The sequence below is a fragment of the Citrobacter sp. Ca225 genome, from assembly GCF_030337175.1.
GTDB classification, from domain to species: domain Bacteria; phylum Pseudomonadota; class Gammaproteobacteria; order Enterobacterales; family Enterobacteriaceae; genus Citrobacter_A; species Citrobacter_A amalonaticus.
The window spans coordinates 253,677-271,129 of the sequence record NZ_JAOWCD010000061.1; the positions used below are offsets into that span (position 1 = coordinate 253,677).

The 17,453-nt window shown below is 54.6% G+C and carries 20 protein-coding genes; 14 read left to right on the forward strand and 6 right to left on the reverse strand.

Translation table 11 applies throughout. The features are described 5' to 3' along the window. Nucleotides 1-68 precede the first annotated feature (68 nt). A complete protein-coding gene (gene loiP, locus OGW13_RS07910) occupies nucleotides 69-827 on the forward strand; it encodes a metalloprotease LoiP (protein WP_042998049.1) in 759 nt (252 codons plus the stop codon). A gap of 204 nt (nucleotides 828-1,031) precedes the next feature. On the opposite strand, the gene speB is transcribed toward loiP, so the two are convergent. From speB to yqgG, 4 genes are all read right to left on the reverse strand, one after another. Then, the gene (gene speB, locus OGW13_RS07915) at nucleotides 1,032-1,952 is read right to left on the reverse strand and encodes an agmatinase (protein WP_042998050.1); all 921 of its coding nucleotides are present in this window, start codon (nucleotides 1,950-1,952) and stop codon (nucleotides 1,032-1,034) included. Between the two features lie 143 nt (nucleotides 1,953-2,095). Further along, on the reverse strand, nucleotides 2,096-4,072 hold the full coding sequence (gene speA / locus OGW13_RS07920; RefSeq protein WP_042998051.1) for a biosynthetic arginine decarboxylase: 1,977 nt from the start codon (nucleotides 4,070-4,072) through the stop codon (nucleotides 2,096-2,098). An 8-nt stretch (nucleotides 4,073-4,080) separates the two neighbouring features. Next, nucleotides 4,081-4,212: an acid stress response protein YqgB gene (gene yqgB / locus OGW13_RS07925; protein WP_043001726.1), complete on the reverse strand. Its 132-nt coding sequence runs from the start codon at nucleotides 4,210-4,212 to the stop codon at nucleotides 4,081-4,083. 93 nt (nucleotides 4,213-4,305) lie between these two features. Further along, nucleotides 4,306-4,449, reverse strand: a complete 144-nt coding sequence (gene yqgG / locus OGW13_RS07930; protein ID WP_269460499.1) for a small protein YqgG — start codon at nucleotides 4,447-4,449, stop codon at nucleotides 4,306-4,308. 417 nt (nucleotides 4,450-4,866) lie between these two features. Here yqgG and metK point away from each other — a divergent pair, with 417 nt between their 5' ends. From metK to ruvX, 8 genes are all read left to right on the forward strand, one after another. Continuing rightward, nucleotides 4,867-6,021, forward strand: coding sequence for a methionine adenosyltransferase (metK, locus tag OGW13_RS07935; protein ID WP_042998052.1), 1,155 nt, complete (start codon nucleotides 4,867-4,869; stop codon nucleotides 6,019-6,021). Between the two features lie 367 nt (nucleotides 6,022-6,388). Then, on the forward strand, nucleotides 6,389-7,783 hold the full coding sequence (galP, locus tag OGW13_RS07940) for a galactose/proton symporter (RefSeq protein WP_042324088.1): 1,395 nt from the start codon (nucleotides 6,389-6,391) through the stop codon (nucleotides 7,781-7,783). 78 nt (nucleotides 7,784-7,861) lie between these two features. Further along, on the forward strand, nucleotides 7,862-8,362 hold the full coding sequence (locus OGW13_RS07945; protein WP_042998053.1) for a SprT family zinc-dependent metalloprotease: 501 nt from the start codon (nucleotides 7,862-7,864) through the stop codon (nucleotides 8,360-8,362). A 91-nt stretch (nucleotides 8,363-8,453) separates the two neighbouring features. Further along, nucleotides 8,454-9,161 (forward strand): deoxyribonuclease I, encoded by a 708-nt coding sequence (gene endA, locus OGW13_RS07950; protein ID WP_054176418.1) that lies wholly within the window; start codon nucleotides 8,454-8,456, stop codon nucleotides 9,159-9,161. Between the two features lie 80 nt (nucleotides 9,162-9,241). After that, a complete protein-coding gene (gene rsmE / locus OGW13_RS07955; protein ID WP_042998055.1) occupies nucleotides 9,242-9,973 on the forward strand; it encodes a 16S rRNA (uracil(1498)-N(3))-methyltransferase in 732 nt (243 codons plus the stop codon). A gap of 12 nt (nucleotides 9,974-9,985) precedes the next feature. Continuing rightward, the gene (gene gshB, locus OGW13_RS07960) at nucleotides 9,986-10,942 is read left to right on the forward strand and encodes a glutathione synthase (RefSeq protein WP_287115859.1); all 957 of its coding nucleotides are present in this window, start codon (nucleotides 9,986-9,988) and stop codon (nucleotides 10,940-10,942) included. A 164-nt stretch (nucleotides 10,943-11,106) separates the two neighbouring features. After that, the gene (locus tag OGW13_RS07965; protein ID WP_042998057.1) at nucleotides 11,107-11,670 is read left to right on the forward strand and encodes a YqgE/AlgH family protein; all 564 of its coding nucleotides are present in this window, start codon (nucleotides 11,107-11,109) and stop codon (nucleotides 11,668-11,670) included. Beyond that, the gene (ruvX, locus tag OGW13_RS07970) at nucleotides 11,670-12,086 is read left to right on the forward strand and encodes a Holliday junction resolvase RuvX (RefSeq protein ID WP_042998058.1); all 417 of its coding nucleotides are present in this window, start codon (nucleotides 11,670-11,672) and stop codon (nucleotides 12,084-12,086) included. Before OGW13_RS07965 ends, ruvX begins: the two co-directional genes overlap by 1 nt. A 13-nt stretch (nucleotides 12,087-12,099) precedes the next feature. Here the strand turns inward: ruvX and OGW13_RS07975 are convergent, their stop codons facing one another. Then, nucleotides 12,100-13,080 (reverse strand): type IV pilus twitching motility protein PilT, encoded by a 981-nt coding sequence (locus OGW13_RS07975; protein WP_044255660.1) that lies wholly within the window; start codon nucleotides 13,078-13,080, stop codon nucleotides 12,100-12,102. Between the two features lie 17 nt (nucleotides 13,081-13,097). Here OGW13_RS07975 and OGW13_RS07980 point away from each other — a divergent pair, with 17 nt between their 5' ends. The 5 genes from OGW13_RS07980 to hemW are packed head-to-tail and all read left to right on the forward strand — an operon-like array spanning nucleotide 13,098 to nucleotide 16,404. Beyond that, nucleotides 13,098-13,802, forward strand: coding sequence for a YggS family pyridoxal phosphate-dependent enzyme (locus tag OGW13_RS07980; RefSeq protein ID WP_044263978.1), 705 nt, complete (start codon nucleotides 13,098-13,100; stop codon nucleotides 13,800-13,802). An 18-nt stretch (nucleotides 13,803-13,820) separates the two neighbouring features. Further along, entirely contained in the window at nucleotides 13,821-14,387 is a 567-nt protein-coding gene (locus tag OGW13_RS07985) for a YggT family protein (protein ID WP_042998061.1), read from the forward strand. Next, nucleotides 14,384-14,674, forward strand: a complete 291-nt coding sequence (gene yggU, locus OGW13_RS07990) for a DUF167 family protein YggU (RefSeq protein ID WP_044255664.1) — start codon at nucleotides 14,384-14,386, stop codon at nucleotides 14,672-14,674. The genes OGW13_RS07985 and yggU overlap by 4 nt, the downstream gene beginning before the upstream one ends. 7 nt (nucleotides 14,675-14,681) lie before the next feature. Then, nucleotides 14,682-15,275: an XTP/dITP diphosphatase gene (locus tag OGW13_RS07995; RefSeq protein ID WP_042998063.1), complete on the forward strand. Its 594-nt coding sequence runs from the start codon at nucleotides 14,682-14,684 to the stop codon at nucleotides 15,273-15,275. After that, complete coding sequence (gene hemW, locus OGW13_RS08000) at nucleotides 15,268-16,404, forward strand: radical SAM family heme chaperone HemW (protein ID WP_042998064.1); 1,137 nt, start codon at nucleotides 15,268-15,270, stop codon at nucleotides 16,402-16,404. The genes OGW13_RS07995 and hemW overlap by 8 nt, the downstream gene beginning before the upstream one ends. A gap of 31 nt (nucleotides 16,405-16,435) precedes the next feature. Here hemW and OGW13_RS08005 read toward each other — a convergent pair whose 3' ends face one another. Next, the gene (locus tag OGW13_RS08005; protein ID WP_109739853.1) at nucleotides 16,436-17,443 is read right to left on the reverse strand and encodes a DUF1202 family protein; all 1,008 of its coding nucleotides are present in this window, start codon (nucleotides 17,441-17,443) and stop codon (nucleotides 16,436-16,438) included. Nucleotides 17,444-17,453 lie beyond the last annotated feature (10 nt).

Consider the following 17,453-nt stretch of genomic DNA (forward strand, 5'->3'; position numbering starts at 1 on the left):
GAGAGCGCGGATTCATCTGTAAATCGCGCACTTTTAGAACAATCCTCATTTCGTGTGGAAGAAAAAACATGAAGATTCGCGCGTTACTGCTTGCTATGGGCATGGCGACGGTGTTGACCGGCTGCCAGAATATGAATTCCAATGGACTGCTCTCCTCAGGGGCCGAGGCTTTTCAGGCCTACAGTCTGAGCGACACGCAGGTTATCGCGTTAAGCAACCAGGCCTGTACGGAAATGGATGGTAAAGCGACTATCGCGCCAGCCGGCAGCGAGTACGCGAAGCGCCTGAACAAAATCGCCACGGCGCTCGGCGATAACATCAACGGACAAGCGGTCAACTACAAGGTCTACATGGCGAAAGACGTGAATGCCTTCGCGATGGCGAACGGCTGTATTCGTGTCTATAGCGGCCTGATGGACATGATGACGGACAACGAAGTCGAAGCAGTGATTGGCCATGAAATGGGTCACGTTGCGCTCGGACACGTGAAGAAAGGTATGCAGGTGGCGCTGGGCACTAACGCCGTTCGTGCAGCCGCAGCCTCAGCGGGTGGGATCGTCGGCAGCCTGTCGCAATCACAGCTCGGCGATCTGGGGGAAAAACTGGTGAACTCGCAGTTCTCCCAGCGTCAGGAAGCGGAAGCGGACGACTACTCGTACGATTTGTTGCGCAAACGCGGTATCAGCCCGGCGGGTCTTGCCACCAGCTTCGAAAAACTGGCGAAACTGGAAGAAGGTCGTCAAAGCTCAATGTTTGACGATCACCCGGCCTCCGCAGAACGTGCGCAACATATTCGCGATCGTATGAAAGCAGACGGGATTAAGTAACATTCAAGCGTGCCGGATGATGGCGTAAGCGCCTTATCCGGCCTACAGAACTACAGAACTACAAATTTAGTCCGGTGATCGGGCGTTATTGGCGAAGCCAGTTTGAGCCTGGACAGCGCACAGCCACCGGAGCGTACACGGAGTACGTGAGGATGGCGAGCACTGCCCGGGTTCAAAATGGCGAGTAAAATAGCCCGAAACCCGTTACTCGCCTTTCTTCGCTGCCTGAATGTACAGCATCTCCAGCGCCAGCGTTGCCGCCGCCAGGGCGGTAATTTCTGACTGATCGTAAGCCGGCGCCACTTCCACCACGTCCATCCCTACGATGTTCAGATCTTTCAGGCCGCGCACCAGCTTGATGGCGCGATCGGAAGTCAGACCGCCAATCACTGGCGTACCGGTCCCCGGCGCGAATGCCGGATCCAGGCAGTCGATATCAAAGGTCAGATAGACCGGCATATCGCCGACAATCTGTTTCACCTGAGCGATGATGTCATCAACGCCGCGATCGTTCACCTGACAGGCGTCCAGCACGGTAAAGCCGTTGTCTTTGTCGAATTCTGTACGAATGCCGATCTGCACGGAGTGATTCGGATCGATCAACCCTTCGTTCGGCGCAGTGTAGAACATGGTGCCATGGTCGAACTCACAGCCATTCGCATAGGTGTCGGTGTGGGCATCGAAATGGACCAGCGCCATTTTGCCAAAGTGTTTCGCGTGCGCGCGCAGCAGCGGCAGCGTCACAAAGTGGTCGCCGCCAAAAGAGAGCATACGCTTACCGGCAGCCAGCAGTTTCTCTGCATGCGCCTGCAGTTTTTCACTCATTTCACGCGCATCGCCAAAGGCATAAACCAGATCGCCGCAGTCCACCACGTTCAGGCGCTCACGCATATCGAAATTCCACGGGAAGCGGTTGTGTTCCCACGCCAGATTCGTTGACACCTGACGGATCGCCGCCGGGCCGTGACGCCCACCCGCGCGACCGGACGTCGCCATGTCAAACGGCACGCCAGTGATCACCCAGTCGGCATCGCTGTCATACGGCTGGAAATTCAGCGGCAGACGCAGGAAGCCAAAGGCGTTAGAAACCAGGGAGTTATCGTACTGATGACCTAAGGTGCTCATGGCAAAAACCTCATATTCGTCAATATAAAAAAACCCTCCCGCGTCGTTAGGCCCGACGAGAAAGGGTTTGATTCGTAAACACAGTAATTGAGTAAATTATCGCTGCTTAATTGCCCAGGTTCAAGTCGCCCGGGCATCAGCCATTATTCATCTTCAAGATACGTATAGCCGTACAGACCCGCTTCGAACTCTTCGAGGAACTGCTGCTGCAGCGCATCGTCCAGGCCGGTTTGTTTCACCTGATCGCGGAAGTGTGTCAGCAGCGTTTTCGGATCCAACTGCACATATTGCAGCATGTCCGCCACGGTATCCCCTTCATCCGACAGCTCAACTTCTACACTACCGTCCGGGAAGACAAACACGTCCACCGCTTCGGTATCGCCAAACAGGTTGTGCATGTTGCCGAGGATCTCCTGATATGCGCCGACCATAAAGAAACCGAGCATCGGCGGGTTATCCGGATCGTACTCTGGCATCGGCATGGTGGTCGCAATGCCATCGCCGTCGATGTAGTGATCGATAGCGCCGTCGGAATCACAAGTGATGTCCAACAGAACCGCACGACGTTCAGGTACCTGATCCAGTCCTTCCAGCGGCAGGACCGGGAACAGCTGATCGATCCCCCACGCATCCGGCATTGACTGGAACAGCGAGAAGTTGACGTACATTTTGTCCGCCATACGCTCTTGCAGTTCATCAATGATCGGACGATGCGCGCGGTTTTGCGGATCCAGCTGTTTCTGCACTTCGTGACACATGCTCAGATAAAGCTGTTCCGCCCACGCACGTTCCTGCAGGCTGAAAGTGCCGGAGGAGTATCCGATGTGGATATCGTGCAAATCCATCTGGCTGTCGTGCAGCCATTCGCGCAGCGAGCGACGGGTGCCCGGCTCGTGCATCTCCTGCCAGGTTTCCCACATGCTTTGCAGCGCGCGCGGCGCGTCGTCAGCCGGAGCAACAGGCACGGTATATTCGTTACGCTCAACGCCGATGATGTTGGACACCAGCACCGTGTGGTGCGCGGTCACCGCACGACCGGACTCGGTGATCACCGTCGGATGCGGCAGACCATTTTCTTCGCAGGCATCGCCAATCGCCCAGATAATGTTGTTGGCGTATTCGTTCAGGCCGTAGTTCACCGAGCAGTCAGACTGCGAGCGGGTTCCTTCGTAGTCAACACCCAAGCCGCCGCCCACATCGAAGCACTGAATGTTGACGCCGAGCTTATGCAGCTCAACATAGAAACGGGCAGACTCACGCACACCGGTGGCGATATCACGGATATTCGCCATCTGCGAACCAAGGTGGAAATGCAGCAGTTGCAAACTATCGAGACGCCCGGCTTCACGCAGCGTTTCCACCAGTTGCAGAACCTGCGTTGCCGCCAGGCCAAATTTGGATTTTTCGCCGCCGGAGGACTGCCATTTGCCAGACCCCTGCGAAGCCAGACGCGCACGCACGCCCAAACGCGGAATGACGTTCAGACGTTCGGCTTCATCCAGCACAATGGCGATTTCCGACATCTTCTCGATGACCAGATAGACTTTATGGCCCATCTTCTCGCCAATCAGCGCCAGGCGAATGTACTCACGGTCTTTATAGCCGTTACACACAATTACCGAACGGGTCATCCCGGCATGCGCCAGGACCGCCATCAGTTCCGCTTTGGAACCGGCTTCCAGACCCAGCGGTTCGCCAGAATGGATTAAGGATTCGATGACGCGACGATGCTGGTTAACCTTGATGGGGTAAACCAGGAAATAGTCACCGTTATAACCGTACGACTCACGCGCGCGTTTGAACGCCGCGTTAATAGAGCGCAGGCGGTGTTGCAGGATCTGCGGGAAGCAAAACAGCGCCGGCAGGCGTTGCCCTTGCGCTTCACGTGCTTTCACCAGCTTAGCGAGATCGACGCGCGCTTCGGGGACGTCAGGGTCCGGGCACACGCTAATGTGACCCAACTCATTGACGTCATAGTAGTTATTGCCCCACCAGGCAATATTGTAAGTACGCAGCATCTTGCTGGCTTCCTGGGAGCTCATTGCAACCTCCTGCATGGAGCGTAGTACACCCTGTTCGCCTGCTGACGAAGGCGAACCCAAAGACATGTCGTCAGACATAGCGAACCTCAAATTTTATTAACAAGTGTAAAACAGTTGACTACTATCGCAATCCGAAGAGGCGATAACAACCCATAAACAGTCGGATTTTCCAGCAGAAAGTGCTGGTACTCCGCCTGCGCGACCGGTTTCTTTTTCATATCATTGTAAAACACGTAACCGAACTTACGTATGACGGTTCGGCGAAACCACGAGAAAACTCTTGTTTCCACAAGAGCGCCCTTGTTCAGTCCTTAGTGCCAGTTACCGGCTCTGGAGTCCTGAGAAGCGCCGAGATGGGTATAACATCGGCAGGTATGCAAAGCAGAGATGCAAATTGTGGAGGACATACGCACACCAGAACGGTGCGACAGATTCAGCAAAATACAACGGTTCATTATCTCTTATCACCTCCATGGTCGCTCCATCAGGAACGCACCCACAAGCCAAAGCTAACGTTTTAACCCGGCTGGAAGTGGCGACACGAAGAAAACGTCGTGTGCTTTTTGTATGAGCCGCGCGCCGCGTTTTATACCGACAACAGAATGAAAAAGCAAAACATAAATGCGCAGATTGTCAGCAGTGTTTGTAAAAATTTCCCCTCATGTTTTCAACATAGTGAGAGCTGATTCAAAAAACAGTGGAAATCGGGTGAAGAAGTGACCTAAAATAGCCATCCAGATGTTAATCCATCCATACCGATTAACACTCAGACTGCCAGTGTCACTAACCTGCAGGCCTTGGTAGAATCTTCTGCTTTGGCTTTTCCGCACAACAGTTTGAGCTAACCAAATTCTCCTTAGGTGAAATAAAACATGGCAAAACACCTTTTTACGTCCGAGTCCGTATCAGAAGGGCATCCTGACAAAATCGCAGACCAAATCTCTGATGCCGTGCTCGATGCTATCCTGGAACAGGATCCGAAAGCGCGCGTCGCGTGTGAGACCTACGTGAAAACCGGCATGGTTTTAGTTGGCGGTGAAATCACCACCAGCGCATGGGTCGATATCGAAGAGATCACACGTAATACCGTGCGCGAGATTGGCTATGTGCATTCCGACATGGGCTTTGATGCCAACTCGTGTGCTGTCCTGAGCGCCATTGGTAAACAGTCTCCGGATATCAACCAGGGCGTTGACCGTGCCGATCCGCTGGAACAGGGCGCTGGCGACCAGGGCCTGATGTTTGGCTATGCCACCAACGAAACCGACGTGCTGATGCCTGCGCCGATCACCTACGCGCACCGTCTGGTGCAGCGTCAGGCTGAAGTGCGTAAAAATGGTACCCTGCCGTGGCTGCGCCCGGATGCGAAAAGCCAGGTGACCTTCCAGTACGACGACGGCAAAATTGTCGGCATCGACGCTGTGGTGCTCTCCACCCAGCATGCGGAAGAGATCGATCAGACGACGCTGAAAGAAGCGGTGATGGAAGAGATCATCAAGCCGGTTCTGCCGACCGAATGGCTGAACTCTGCCACCAAATTCTTCATCAACCCGACCGGCCGTTTTGTTATCGGCGGCCCAATGGGTGACTGCGGTCTGACCGGTCGTAAGATCATCGTTGATACCTACGGCGGCATGGCGCGTCACGGTGGCGGCGCATTCTCCGGTAAAGATCCATCGAAAGTGGACCGTTCTGCAGCTTACGCAGGACGTTATGTCGCGAAAAACATCGTTGCCGCAGGCCTGGCTGACCGTTGTGAAATTCAGGTTTCCTACGCGATCGGCGTGGCTGAACCGACTTCCATCATGGTGGAAACCTTCGGTACCGAGAAAGTGTCTGCTGAGCAGTTGACGCTGCTGGTTCGCGAGTTCTTCGATCTGCGTCCGTACGGTCTGATTCAGATGCTGGATCTGCTGCACCCGATCTACAAAGAGACCGCTGCGTACGGTCACTTTGGTCGCGAACATTTCCCGTGGGAAAAAACCGACAAAGCCGCTCTGCTGCGCGACGCTGCCGGTCTGAAGTAAGCGACCGACATCCATGACGTAAGGCCAGCCTCGCGCTGGCCTTTTTTCTTTACGCCCCGCCAGAAATTCCTCCGCACGCCATTAATTGAAACCGCTTACACCATGGGGTGAAAGTACTCGTTTCAGAATAATCACTTTGCATGTTCTGGCTTTCTCTGCTGTTACATTTTATTTCAGCTAAGTCTTAAATCTACGCAAACGTGATACACCTCAGTTTAATTAATCTATAATTTTCAACTTATTAATGTAAATGACGATAAACGGGTAGTGTAACCGATTACACTTACGTGATAACAATCACATATTTTTGCGGTGTACTCACCTACCCTAATTATCAACAAAACTGATAACCCAAACGGAGGGCATAATGCCTGACAATAAAAAACAGGGGCGTTCCAATAAGGCGATGACATTTTTTGTCTGCTTCCTTGCAGCCCTGGCAGGATTACTTTTTGGCCTGGATATCGGCGTTATTGCTGGCGCATTACCGTTTATCACCGATGAATTTCAGATCTCCGCACATACTCAGGAGTGGGTCGTCAGCTCTATGATGTTCGGTGCAGCAGTCGGTGCGGTCGGCAGCGGCTGGCTCTCTTTCAAACTCGGGCGCAAGAAAAGCCTGATGATCGGCGCGATCCTGTTTGTCGCCGGTTCGCTGTTCTCCGCGGCAGCGCCGAACGTTGAAGTGCTGATCCTGTCCCGCGTCCTGCTGGGTCTGGCCGTTGGCGTGGCGTCTTACACCGCCCCGCTGTACCTGTCTGAGATCGCGCCGGAAAAAATTCGCGGCAGCATGATCTCTATGTACCAGTTGATGATCACCATCGGGATCCTCGGCGCCTATCTGTCGGATACCGCCTTCAGCTACAGCGGCGCATGGCGCTGGATGCTGGGCGTGATTATCATCCCGGCGATTCTGTTGCTGATCGGCGTCTTCTTCCTGCCGGACAGCCCGCGCTGGTTTGCAGCAAAACGGCGCTTTGTCGATGCTGAACGCGTATTGCTACGCCTGCGTGATACCAGCGCAGAAGCCAAACGCGAGCTGGATGAAATCCGCGAAAGCCTACAGGTGAAACAGAGCGGTTGGGCGTTGTTCAAAGAGAACAGCAACTTCCGTCGCGCAGTGTTCCTCGGCGTGCTGTTGCAGGTGATGCAGCAGTTCACCGGGATGAATGTCATCATGTACTACGCGCCAAAAATCTTTGAAATGGCGGGTTACACCAACACCTCAGAGCAGATGTGGGGCACCGTGATTGTCGGTCTGACCAACGTGCTGGCCACCTTTATCGCTATCGGTCTGGTTGACCGCTGGGGTCGTAAACCGACACTGACGCTGGGATTCCTGGTGATGGCGGCCGGAATGGGGATCCTCGGAACGATGATGCATGTTGGCATCCACTCCCCGTCCGCGCAGTACTTCGCTATCGCGATGCTGCTGATGTTCATCATTGGTTTTGCGATGAGCGCCGGTCCGCTGATTTGGGTGCTGTGTTCTGAAATCCAGCCGCTGAAGGGCCGTGATTTTGGTATCACCTGCTCGACGGCAACCAACTGGATTGCCAACATGATCGTCGGCGCGACGTTCCTGACCATGCTGCAAAACCTCGGTAATGCGAATACCTTCTGGGTTTACGCTGGTCTGAATGTGCTGTTTATCCTGTTGACGCTGTGGCTGGTGCCGGAAACCAAACACGTCTCGCTGGAGCACATTGAACGTAACCTGATGAAAGGTCGTAAACTGCGCGAAATCGGCGCACACGATTAATCTGCCCTTTGCGTCCTCCCACACGGGAGGACGCCTTCCTCTTGCAGTCCCATCCCTGTCGCACTATTCTCTGCCGTTATGAAAACCGCCCGTCTCCCTATTGCTGTCCAGCAAGCCGTCATGCGTAGTCTGCGCGATAACCTCGCTCAGGCTAACCTGAAGCTCGGCTGCAGCTATCCCGAACCCACGTTGGTGTATCAACAACGTGGCACCTCTGCCGGCACCGCCTGGCTGGAAAGTTACGAAATTCGCCTAAATCCGGTGCTGCTGATGGAAAACGTCGAAGCGTTTATCAACGAAGTGGTGCCGCACGAACTGGCGCATTTACTGGTGTGGAAGCGATTTGGTCGGGTTGCGCCGCACGGTAAAGAGTGGAAGTGGATGATGGAAAGCGTGCTCGGTGTCCCCGCACGCCGCACGCATCAGTTCGAACTGCAATCGATACGCCGCAACACTTTCCCATACCGCTGCCAGTGTCAGGAGCATCAACTGACCATCCGCCGCCATAATCGCGTGGTGCGCGGCGAAGCCACCTACCGCTGCGTCCACTGCGGCGAACCCTTAGTGCCGCTTAAATAACCAGAACTATCAGGAACTTTCCTGATCTGACTGATTGCATCACACATCAACTTTCGTTACGTTGCGGGCTCGCTTTGATACGGAGTTCATGATGTACCGTCCTCTTTTTTTGGCTACCGCCTTTTTTACGGTAGCCCTTTCGGGCCAGACGTTGGCCGCTGGCATTAACAGTTTCTCACAGGCAAAGACCGCAGGCGTCAAGATTAACGCCGATGTCCCTGGCGACTTCTATTGCGGATGTAAAATCAACTGGCAGGGCAAGAAGGGGGTCGTCGATCTCAACTCCTGCGGCTACAAAGTGCGAAAGAACGAGAATCGCGCCAGCCGAATCGAATGGGAACACGTCGTTCCGGCATGGCAGTTTGGCCACCAACGCCAGTGCTGGCAGGAAGGTGGACGGAAAAACTGCGCCAAAGATCCGGTCTATCGCAAAATGGAAAGCGACATGCATAACCTGCAACCCGCCGTCGGTGAGGTGAATGGCGATCGCGGTAACTTCATGTACAGCCAGTGGAACGGCGGCGAAGGTCAATATGGGCAGTGCGCCATGAAAGTCGATTTCAAAGAAAAGATCGCCGAACCACCCGCGCGCGCGCGCGGTGCGATTGCGCGGACCTACTTTTATATGCGCGACCAGTACAACCTGACGCTATCCCGCCAGCAAACCCAGCTTTTCAATGCCTGGAACAGGCTGTATCCAGTTACCGACTGGGAGTGTGAGCGCGACGAACGGATCGCGAAGATTCAGGGAAACCATAACCCTTACGTGCAACGCGCTTGCCAGGCGCAAAAGAGCTAACCTACACTAGCGGGATATTTGATTAACCCCATACCCCGCGCGGCGAGACTGCGTGGGGGAGATGACGCGGATTTATAACTATGCGCATTCCCCGCATTTATCACCCAGAACCCATCACCGCCGGCAGCCAGATTTCCCTGTGCGAAGATGCTGCCAACCATATCGGACGCGTTTTGCGGATGGGGCCAGGTCAGGAACTGCAGCTGTTTGATGGCAGCAATCAGGTTTTCGCCGCTGAAATCACCCGCGCCAGCAAAAAAAGCGTCGACGTAAAGGTGCTACATGGCGAGATTGACGATCGTGAATCGCCGCTGCACATCCATCTTGGCCAGGTCATGTCGCGCGGCGAGAAGATGGAGTTCACCATTCAGAAATCGATCGAACTGGGTGTAAGCCTCATTACGCCACTTTTTTCTGAACGCTGCGGCGTTAAACTGGACAATGAACGTCTGAACAAGAAGCTCCAGCAGTGGCAGAAAATCGCCATTGCCGCCTGCGAACAGTGTGGTCGCAACCGGGTGCCGGAAATTCGCCCGGCGATGGATCTGGAAGCCTGGTGTGCAGAACAGGACGAGGGGTTGAAACTGAACCTCCATCCCCGCGCCAGCGACAGTATCAACACATTGCCGCTTCCGGTTGAGCGCGTTCGTTTGCTGATTGGCCCGGAAGGTGGGCTGTCAGCAGAGGAAATTGCCATGACCGCACGCTATCAGTTTACTGATATTCTGTTAGGACCTCGCGTTCTGCGTACTGAGACAACTGCGCTCACCGCCATTACCGCGCTTCAGGTGCGATTTGGCGATCTGGGCTAACGGAGAAGAATAATGATCAAGCTCGGCATCGTGATGGACCCCATCGCAAGCATCAATATCAAGAAAGATTCCAGCTTTGCTATGCTGCTGGAAGCGCAACGTCGTGGTTACGAACTTCATTATATGGAGATGGCCGATCTTTATCTGATTAACGGTGAAGCCCGCGCCCGCACGCGTACCCTGAGCGTCGAGCAGAACTATGATAAATGGTATGAGTTTACCGGCGAGCAGGATCTGCCGCTGGACGCCCTCGACGTCATTCTGATGCGTAAAGATCCGCCGTTTGATACCGAGTTCATCTACGCCACCTATATTCTGGAACGCGCGGAAGAAAAAGGGACGCTGATCGTCAACAAGCCGCAGAGCCTGCGTGACTGTAACGAAAAGCTGTTCACCGCCTGGTTCTCTGACCTGACGCCGGAAACGCTGGTCACTCGCAACAAAGCGCAACTGAAGGCGTTCTGGCAGAAGCACAGCGATATTATTCTCAAGCCGCTTGACGGCATGGGCGGCGCGTCGATCTTCCGTGTTAAAGAAGGCGATCCGAACCTCGGCGTGATTGCGGAAACCCTGACCGAACATGGTACCCGCTACTGCATGGCGCAGAACTATTTGCCAGCCATTAAAGATGGCGACAAACGCGTGCTGGTCGTTGATGGAGAACCGGTTCCGTACTGCCTGGCGCGCATTCCGCAGGGCGGCGAGACCCGTGGCAACCTGGCCGCAGGCGGTCGCGGTGAACCACGTCCGTTAACCGAGAGCGACTGGGAAATCGCGCGCCGTATCGGGCCGACGCTGAAAGCCAAAGGACTGATTTTTGTCGGTCTGGATATCATTGGCGATCGTCTGACCGAGATTAACGTCACCAGCCCGACCTGTATCCGCGAGATTGAAGCCGAATTCCCGATCTCCATCACCGGGATGCTGATGGACGCCATCGAAGCACGTTTGCAAAATAATCAGCCATGAACCAGTGCTGTAGGCCTGATAAGCGTAGCGCCATCAGGCATTAAGACACCGATGCCGGAGGGCGACACAGGCGTCTTATCCGGCCTACAGTAGTGACATCCGTGCGCTTTACCCACATACTGACCCCTGTTGCTTTTTTGAACCAGGAAACAGAACCTCTGACAATGAATTTACAGCATCACTTTCTTATTGCCATGCCTGCTCTCCAGGATCCGATTTTCCGCCGTTCAGTGGTGTACATTTGCGAACATAACGAAGATGGCGCAATGGGGATTATTGTGAATAAGCCTCTGGAAAATCTCCAGATTGAAGGGATTCTGGAAAAACTAAAAATCGCGCCAGAACCGCGCGATCCGGCGATCCGTCTGGATAAAGCAGTGATGCTTGGCGGCCCGTTAGCGGAAGATCGCGGGTTTATCCTGCACACGCCGCCGTCGCGTTTTGCCTCCAGTATCCGCATCTCGGATAACACCGTCATCACCACGTCTCGCGACGTGCTTGAAACCTTAGGCACGAATGAGCAACCTGCCGATGTGCTGGTCGCGCTCGGTTACTCCTCCTGGGAGAAAGGCCAGCTTGAACAAGAGCTGCTGGACAACGCCTGGCTGACTGCCCCTGCCGATCTCAATATCCTGTTTAAAACACCGATTGCCGATCGCTGGCGTGAAGCCGCCCGACTGATCGGTATCGACATCCTGACGATGCCCGGCGTGGCGGGGCATGCCTGATGAGTGAAACATTACTGGCCTTTGATTTTGGCACCAAAAGTATCGGCGTGGCGATTGGTCAGCGGGTAACCGGCACAGCGCGCGCCCTGCCCGCGATTAAAGCGCAGGACGGTACGCCGGACTGGAACCTGATCGAACGCCTGCTCAAAGAGTGGCAACCGGATGAGATCATCGTTGGCCTACCGCTGAATATGGACGGCACCGAGCAACCGCTCACTGCGCGCGCGCGCAAGTTCGCCAACCGCATTCACGGGCGTTTCGGCGTTACGGTCACCTTACACGATGAGCGACTCAGCACCGTCGAGGCACGCTCCGGCCTGTTTGAGCAGGGTGGCTATCGCGCGCTGAATAAAGGTAAGATCGATTCCGCCTCCGCCGTTATCATTCTCGAAAGTTACTTCGAGCAGGGCTACTGATCCCATACGTTGCTCAAAGCCGTCCTTGTGCCTGTCGCTGTTGCAGGCTCTGGGCAAAGGTCATCATCCCCATCTGCTGCCCGGTCTGAATGACATGGGGTAACTGATGGGACTTCCCTTCCCGAATCAAATTCCCCGCTGCCGGCGTGTTGATCAGCAGTTCATACAGCGCAACGCGCCCCTCCTGCTTGTCGGGTTCCAGTTTCTGCGACAGTACGGCGCGCAGACTGCCTGCCAGTTGGCTGCGCACCGGGTCTTTTTCCTGCGCCGGAAAAGAATCAATCAGTCGCTCGATCGCCTGCGCGGCACCGCGCGTATGCAGCGTCGCCAGCACCAGATGCCCCGTTTCCGCCGCCGTTAGCGCCAGACGAATGGTCTCGCTGTCGCGTAGCTCTCCCAGCAGAATCACATCCGGATCTTCACGCAGCGCCGCGCGTAATCCGGTGGCAAATGAGGCGCAGTGCAGTCCTGCTTCACGCTGCTGAATCAGGCAGCGCTGGCTGGTGTAGATATACTCGATGGGATCTTCCAGCGTCAGAATATGTCCATCGATATGCTGATTCAGCCACGTGACCATCGCCGCCAGGGTAGTTGATTTTCCGCTGCCTGTCGCCCCAGTCACCAGAATCAAACCATTCTCGCTGCGGAGCAGTTCGGGCAGCACAGAAGGCGTCCCCAGCGTTTCCAGCGTCGGGCACTGCGTCGGCAGCAGCCGTAGCGCCAGCGACGTCCCCTGCCGCTGGTGAAAGGCGCTGGCCCGCAGGCGCTGGTTATCCGCGAGCGAAACCGCGAAATCCAGTTGCCCATTTTGTCGTAACGCCGCCTGCTGCCCCTCATCCAGCCAGTCCGCCAGCTGTCCGGTAATGTCGGTTGCGGTAAAGGGTGCACGCTCCATGCGTCCCCGTTTTCGCCAGCGTGCAGGCCACGCATTGCTTAGGTGTAGATCCGAGACGTTATGCTTTACACTAAGGGCCACAATTTCTTCCATATTCATAGACAGATCCTCGGAAAATGAACGATATCGCGCATAACCTGGCACAGGTCCGGGACAAAATCTCAGCCGCCGCATCGCGTTGCGGGCGCGCTTCAGAAGAAGTTACGTTACTTGCAGTGAGTAAAACCAAACCTGCGAGCGCCATCGAAGAAGCCATCGCCGCTGGTCAGTTGGCCTTTGGTGAAAATTACGTGCAGGAAGGGGTGGAGAAAATTCGCCACTTTCGCGAGAAAGGCATTGCCGGCCTGCAATGGCACTTTATCGGCCCGTTACAATCCAACAAAAGCCGTCTGGTGGCCGAGCACTTTGACTGGTGCCATACCCTCGACCGCCTGCGCATTGCTACCCGGCTGAACGAACAGCGTCCGGCAGAACTGGGACCGCTGAACGTGCTGATTCAAATCAACATTAGCGATGAAAACAGCAAGTCCGGTATTCCACTGGAGGAACTGGACGCACTTGCCGCTGAGGTCGTCGAATTACCGAATCTTCGTCTGCGCGGTCTGATGGCGATCCCTGCCCCTGAGTCAGATTATGTAAGGCAGTTTGAAGTTGCCCGCCAAATGGCTGTAGCATTTGCCGGGCTGAAGACGCGCTATCCTGACGTCGATACCCTGTCGCTGGGTATGTCGGATGATATGGAAGCCGCCATTGCGGCGGGTAGCACGATGGTACGTATCGGCACCGCCATTTTTGGTGCACGTGATTACACAAAAAATTAAGGAAATCTGAGGAACGCCATGAATACGTTGACCTTCTTGCTCTCAACGGTAATTGAGCTGTACACCATGGTGCTGTTATTGCGCGTGTGGATGCAATGGGCTCGCTGTGACTTTTATAACCCTTTCTCCCAGTTTGTGGTGAAAGTGACGCAACCGATTATTGGGCCGCTGCGCCGCATTATTCCCCCGATGGGACCGGTCGACAGCGCATCGCTGCTGGTTGCGTTTATCCTCAGCTTTATCAAAGCGATAGTGCTATTTAAAGTGGTGACGTTCCTGCCGATCGTCTGGATCGCCGCTGTGCTGATCGTGCTCAAAACCATCGGCCTGTTGATCTTCTGGGTGCTGCTGGTGATGGCTATCATGAGCTGGGTAAGCCAGGGCCGTAGCCCGATTGAGTATGTGCTGATTCAACTGGCCGATCCGCTGCTGCGCCCTATTCGTCGCATTCTCCCGGGTATGGGCGGCATCGATTTCTCGCCAATGATTCTCGTCCTGCTGTTGTACGTGATCAACATGGGGATTGGCGAGGTTCTGCAGGCAACCGGTAATATGCTGCTGCCGGGGCTGTGGATGGCGCTATGAGTGCCGTAACCCGCTGCGATGACGGACTGGTTTTACGGCTCTATATTCAGCCGAAAGCCAGCCGCGACAGCATTGTCGGTTTACATGGCGACGAACTGAAAGTCGCCATTACCGCCCCGCCGGTGGATGGCCAGGCGAACAGTCATCTGGTGAAGTTTCTCGGTAAGCAGTTCCGCGTGGCAAAGAGCCAGGTTGTCATTGAAAAGGGCGAACTTGGCCGCCATAAACAGGTTAAAATCATTCATCCGCAACAGATCCCGCCAGAAGTCGCGGCATTAACTGATTAGGTATCCTATGCAAAAAGTAGTCCTCGCAACCGGCAATGCCGGTAAAGTGCGTGAGCTCGCGTCGCTGCTCAGCGATTTCGGGCTTGATGTGGTAGCGCAAACGGATCTCGGCGTCGATTCTGCCGAAGAGACCGGGCTAACCTTTATTGAAAACGCGATCCTGAAAGCGCGCCATGCCGCACAAATCACCGGTTTACCGGCGATTGCCGACGACTCCGGTCTGGCTGTTGACGTGCTGGGCGGCGCGCCGGGCATCTACTCCGCGCGCTATGCCGGTGAAGACGCGAGCGATCAACAGAACCTGGAAAAGCTGCTGCATACCCTGAAGGATGTGCCGGACGAACAGCGTCAGGCGCGCTTCCACTGCGTGCTGGTCTATCTGCGTCATGCTGACGATCCTACACCGCTGGTGTGTCACGGCAGTTGGCCGGGCGTGATTGCGCGTACGGCATCAGGCAACGGCGGCTTTGGCTATGACCCAATCTTCTTCGTGCCTTCGGCAGGTAAAACCGCTGCCGAACTGACGCGTGAAGAGAAAAGCGCGATTTCCCACCGTGGACAGGCGCTGAAGCTACTGCTGGAAGCCTTACGTAATGGTTAAGTTGCCGCCGCTGAGTCTTTACATTCACATCCCGTGGTGCGTGCAGAAATGCCCGTACTGCGATTTCAACTCGCATGCATTAAAAGGTGAAGTCCCGCACGATGATTACGTCCAGCATCTGCTGAGCGATCTCGACGCGGACGTCACGTATGCGCAGGGCCGCGAAGTGAAGACGATTTTCATCGGTGGCGGTACGCCGAGCCTGCTTTCCGGCCCGGCGATGCAAACGCTGCTCGATGGCGTGCGTGCGCGCCTGAATCTGTCAGCGGATGCGGAAATTACGATGGAAGCGAATCCGGGTACGGTCGAAGCCGATCGCTTTGTCGATTATCAGCATGCCGGGGTAAACCGTATTTCTATCGGCGTGCAGAGCTTTAGCGAAGCAAAACTGAAGCGTCTGGGACGCATTCACGGCCCGCAGGAGGCCTGCCGCGCGGCGAATCTCGCCAGCGGTTTAGGCCTGCGCAGCTTTAATCTCGATTTAATGCACGGCCTGCCGGACCAGTCACTGGACGACGCCCTGGATGACCTGCGCCAGGCAATTGCGCTGAATCCGCCGCATCTCTCGTGGTATCAACTGACGATTGAACCAAATACGCTGTTTGGTTCCCGCCCGCCGGTGTTACCGGACGATGATGCACTGTGGGACATCTTCGAACAGGGCCACCAGTTGTTAACCGCCGCAGGTTATCAGCAGTATGAAACCTCAGCCTATGCCAGACCGGGCTACCAGTGTCAGCACAACCTGAATTACTGGCGCTTTGGCGATTATCTCGGCATCGGCTGCGGCGCACACGGTAAAGTCACGTTCCCCGATGGCCGCATTCTGCGCACCACCAAAACGCGCCATCCGCGTGGCTATATGCAGGGACGTTATCTGGAAAGTCAGCGCGATGTGGAGCAGGTCGATAAACCGTTTGAATTTTTCATGAACCGATTCCGTCTGCTGGAAGCCGCCCCCCGCGCTGAATTTACGCAGTATACGGGACTGAGTGAAGAGGTAATTCGTCAGCAGATCGATGACGCCATAGCCCAGGGGTATCTGACCGAATCCGCTACGCACTGGCAGATCACCCGGCACGGAAAACTGTTTTTAAATTCGCTGCTTGAGCTGTTTCTCCCCGAATGATTCTGGATGCGCCGGTGGCGCATCCCTCCCATTACCGGAGAACTCCGTGGCGTCGTAATTCATCGGTCTCTTTTTTCCAGCGATCATAGCCTTCATTGATATCGTCAATCTTGATATGCAGATCCGTCTGCTGCATACGAAGTTTAGAGGCAGCTATGTTCAGCGGATACTGTCCTTTTTCATACGCGATCCAGTCAGCTAGCGCTTTTCGGCTGAGTTCTTGCGATTTCAGAAAGACCTGCCGTCTTTGCTCTTGTATATCGAAATCTCTCTTTTGCTGAATGGGCGTTTCATAACAATTGTCACTCTTTTTATGACATGCGTCTAACGCTGGCTGATACACTTCTTTTGCATATTTCTCGGCAAACGCACTGCTGTCGTTCGCTTTGACAAAGTCATCGCGCACTTTAAACATCTTGTGGAATGCCTCTTCCCGGGTCAGTTTTTTACCATCAGACGCTTTACCCCAATAGTCATCGGCCTTTTGTTGAGCAACAGCTATTTGTTTATCCAGCGTTTTTATTTGTTCTTCGAGGTGGGCGATCGACTTTTTCTGCGCGATATATGAAGCATCAATTTGGCTGAATCGGTAGTTAAAATCATCTCCGTTTACGATGAGATATTTATCGTTGGTTTTAATATCAGTAATAACCCGCCCTTCATTGCTGGCTGCCGCTTGAAAGGAATAGAAATTCACCCTCCAGCCGGAAGCAGGTGTCCCTGTACTGGTTAACATCGCGGAAAATTTAACCGGTCGATCTTTTATCCAGGTACGTTCCACAAAGTAATAATCCGCAGCCATACCGATACCGGTATAAAGATCATCACTGGAAGAGACGTCGCCCTCCGCAGACCAGGTGGCCTGATTACCAGTGGAATCAAGATTTTTTAAGGTGACAGAATTCAGTTTAAGCACGCCGTGGTACTGCTTACTAAACGCATCTTTCAAGACGCAATCGCCAGGTTGAGCGACTTCTGCCCAGCTATAACCTGAAACCAGCGTAAAAAACGCCGCACCTGCTATCCATTGTCGAAACATTTGCGGACCT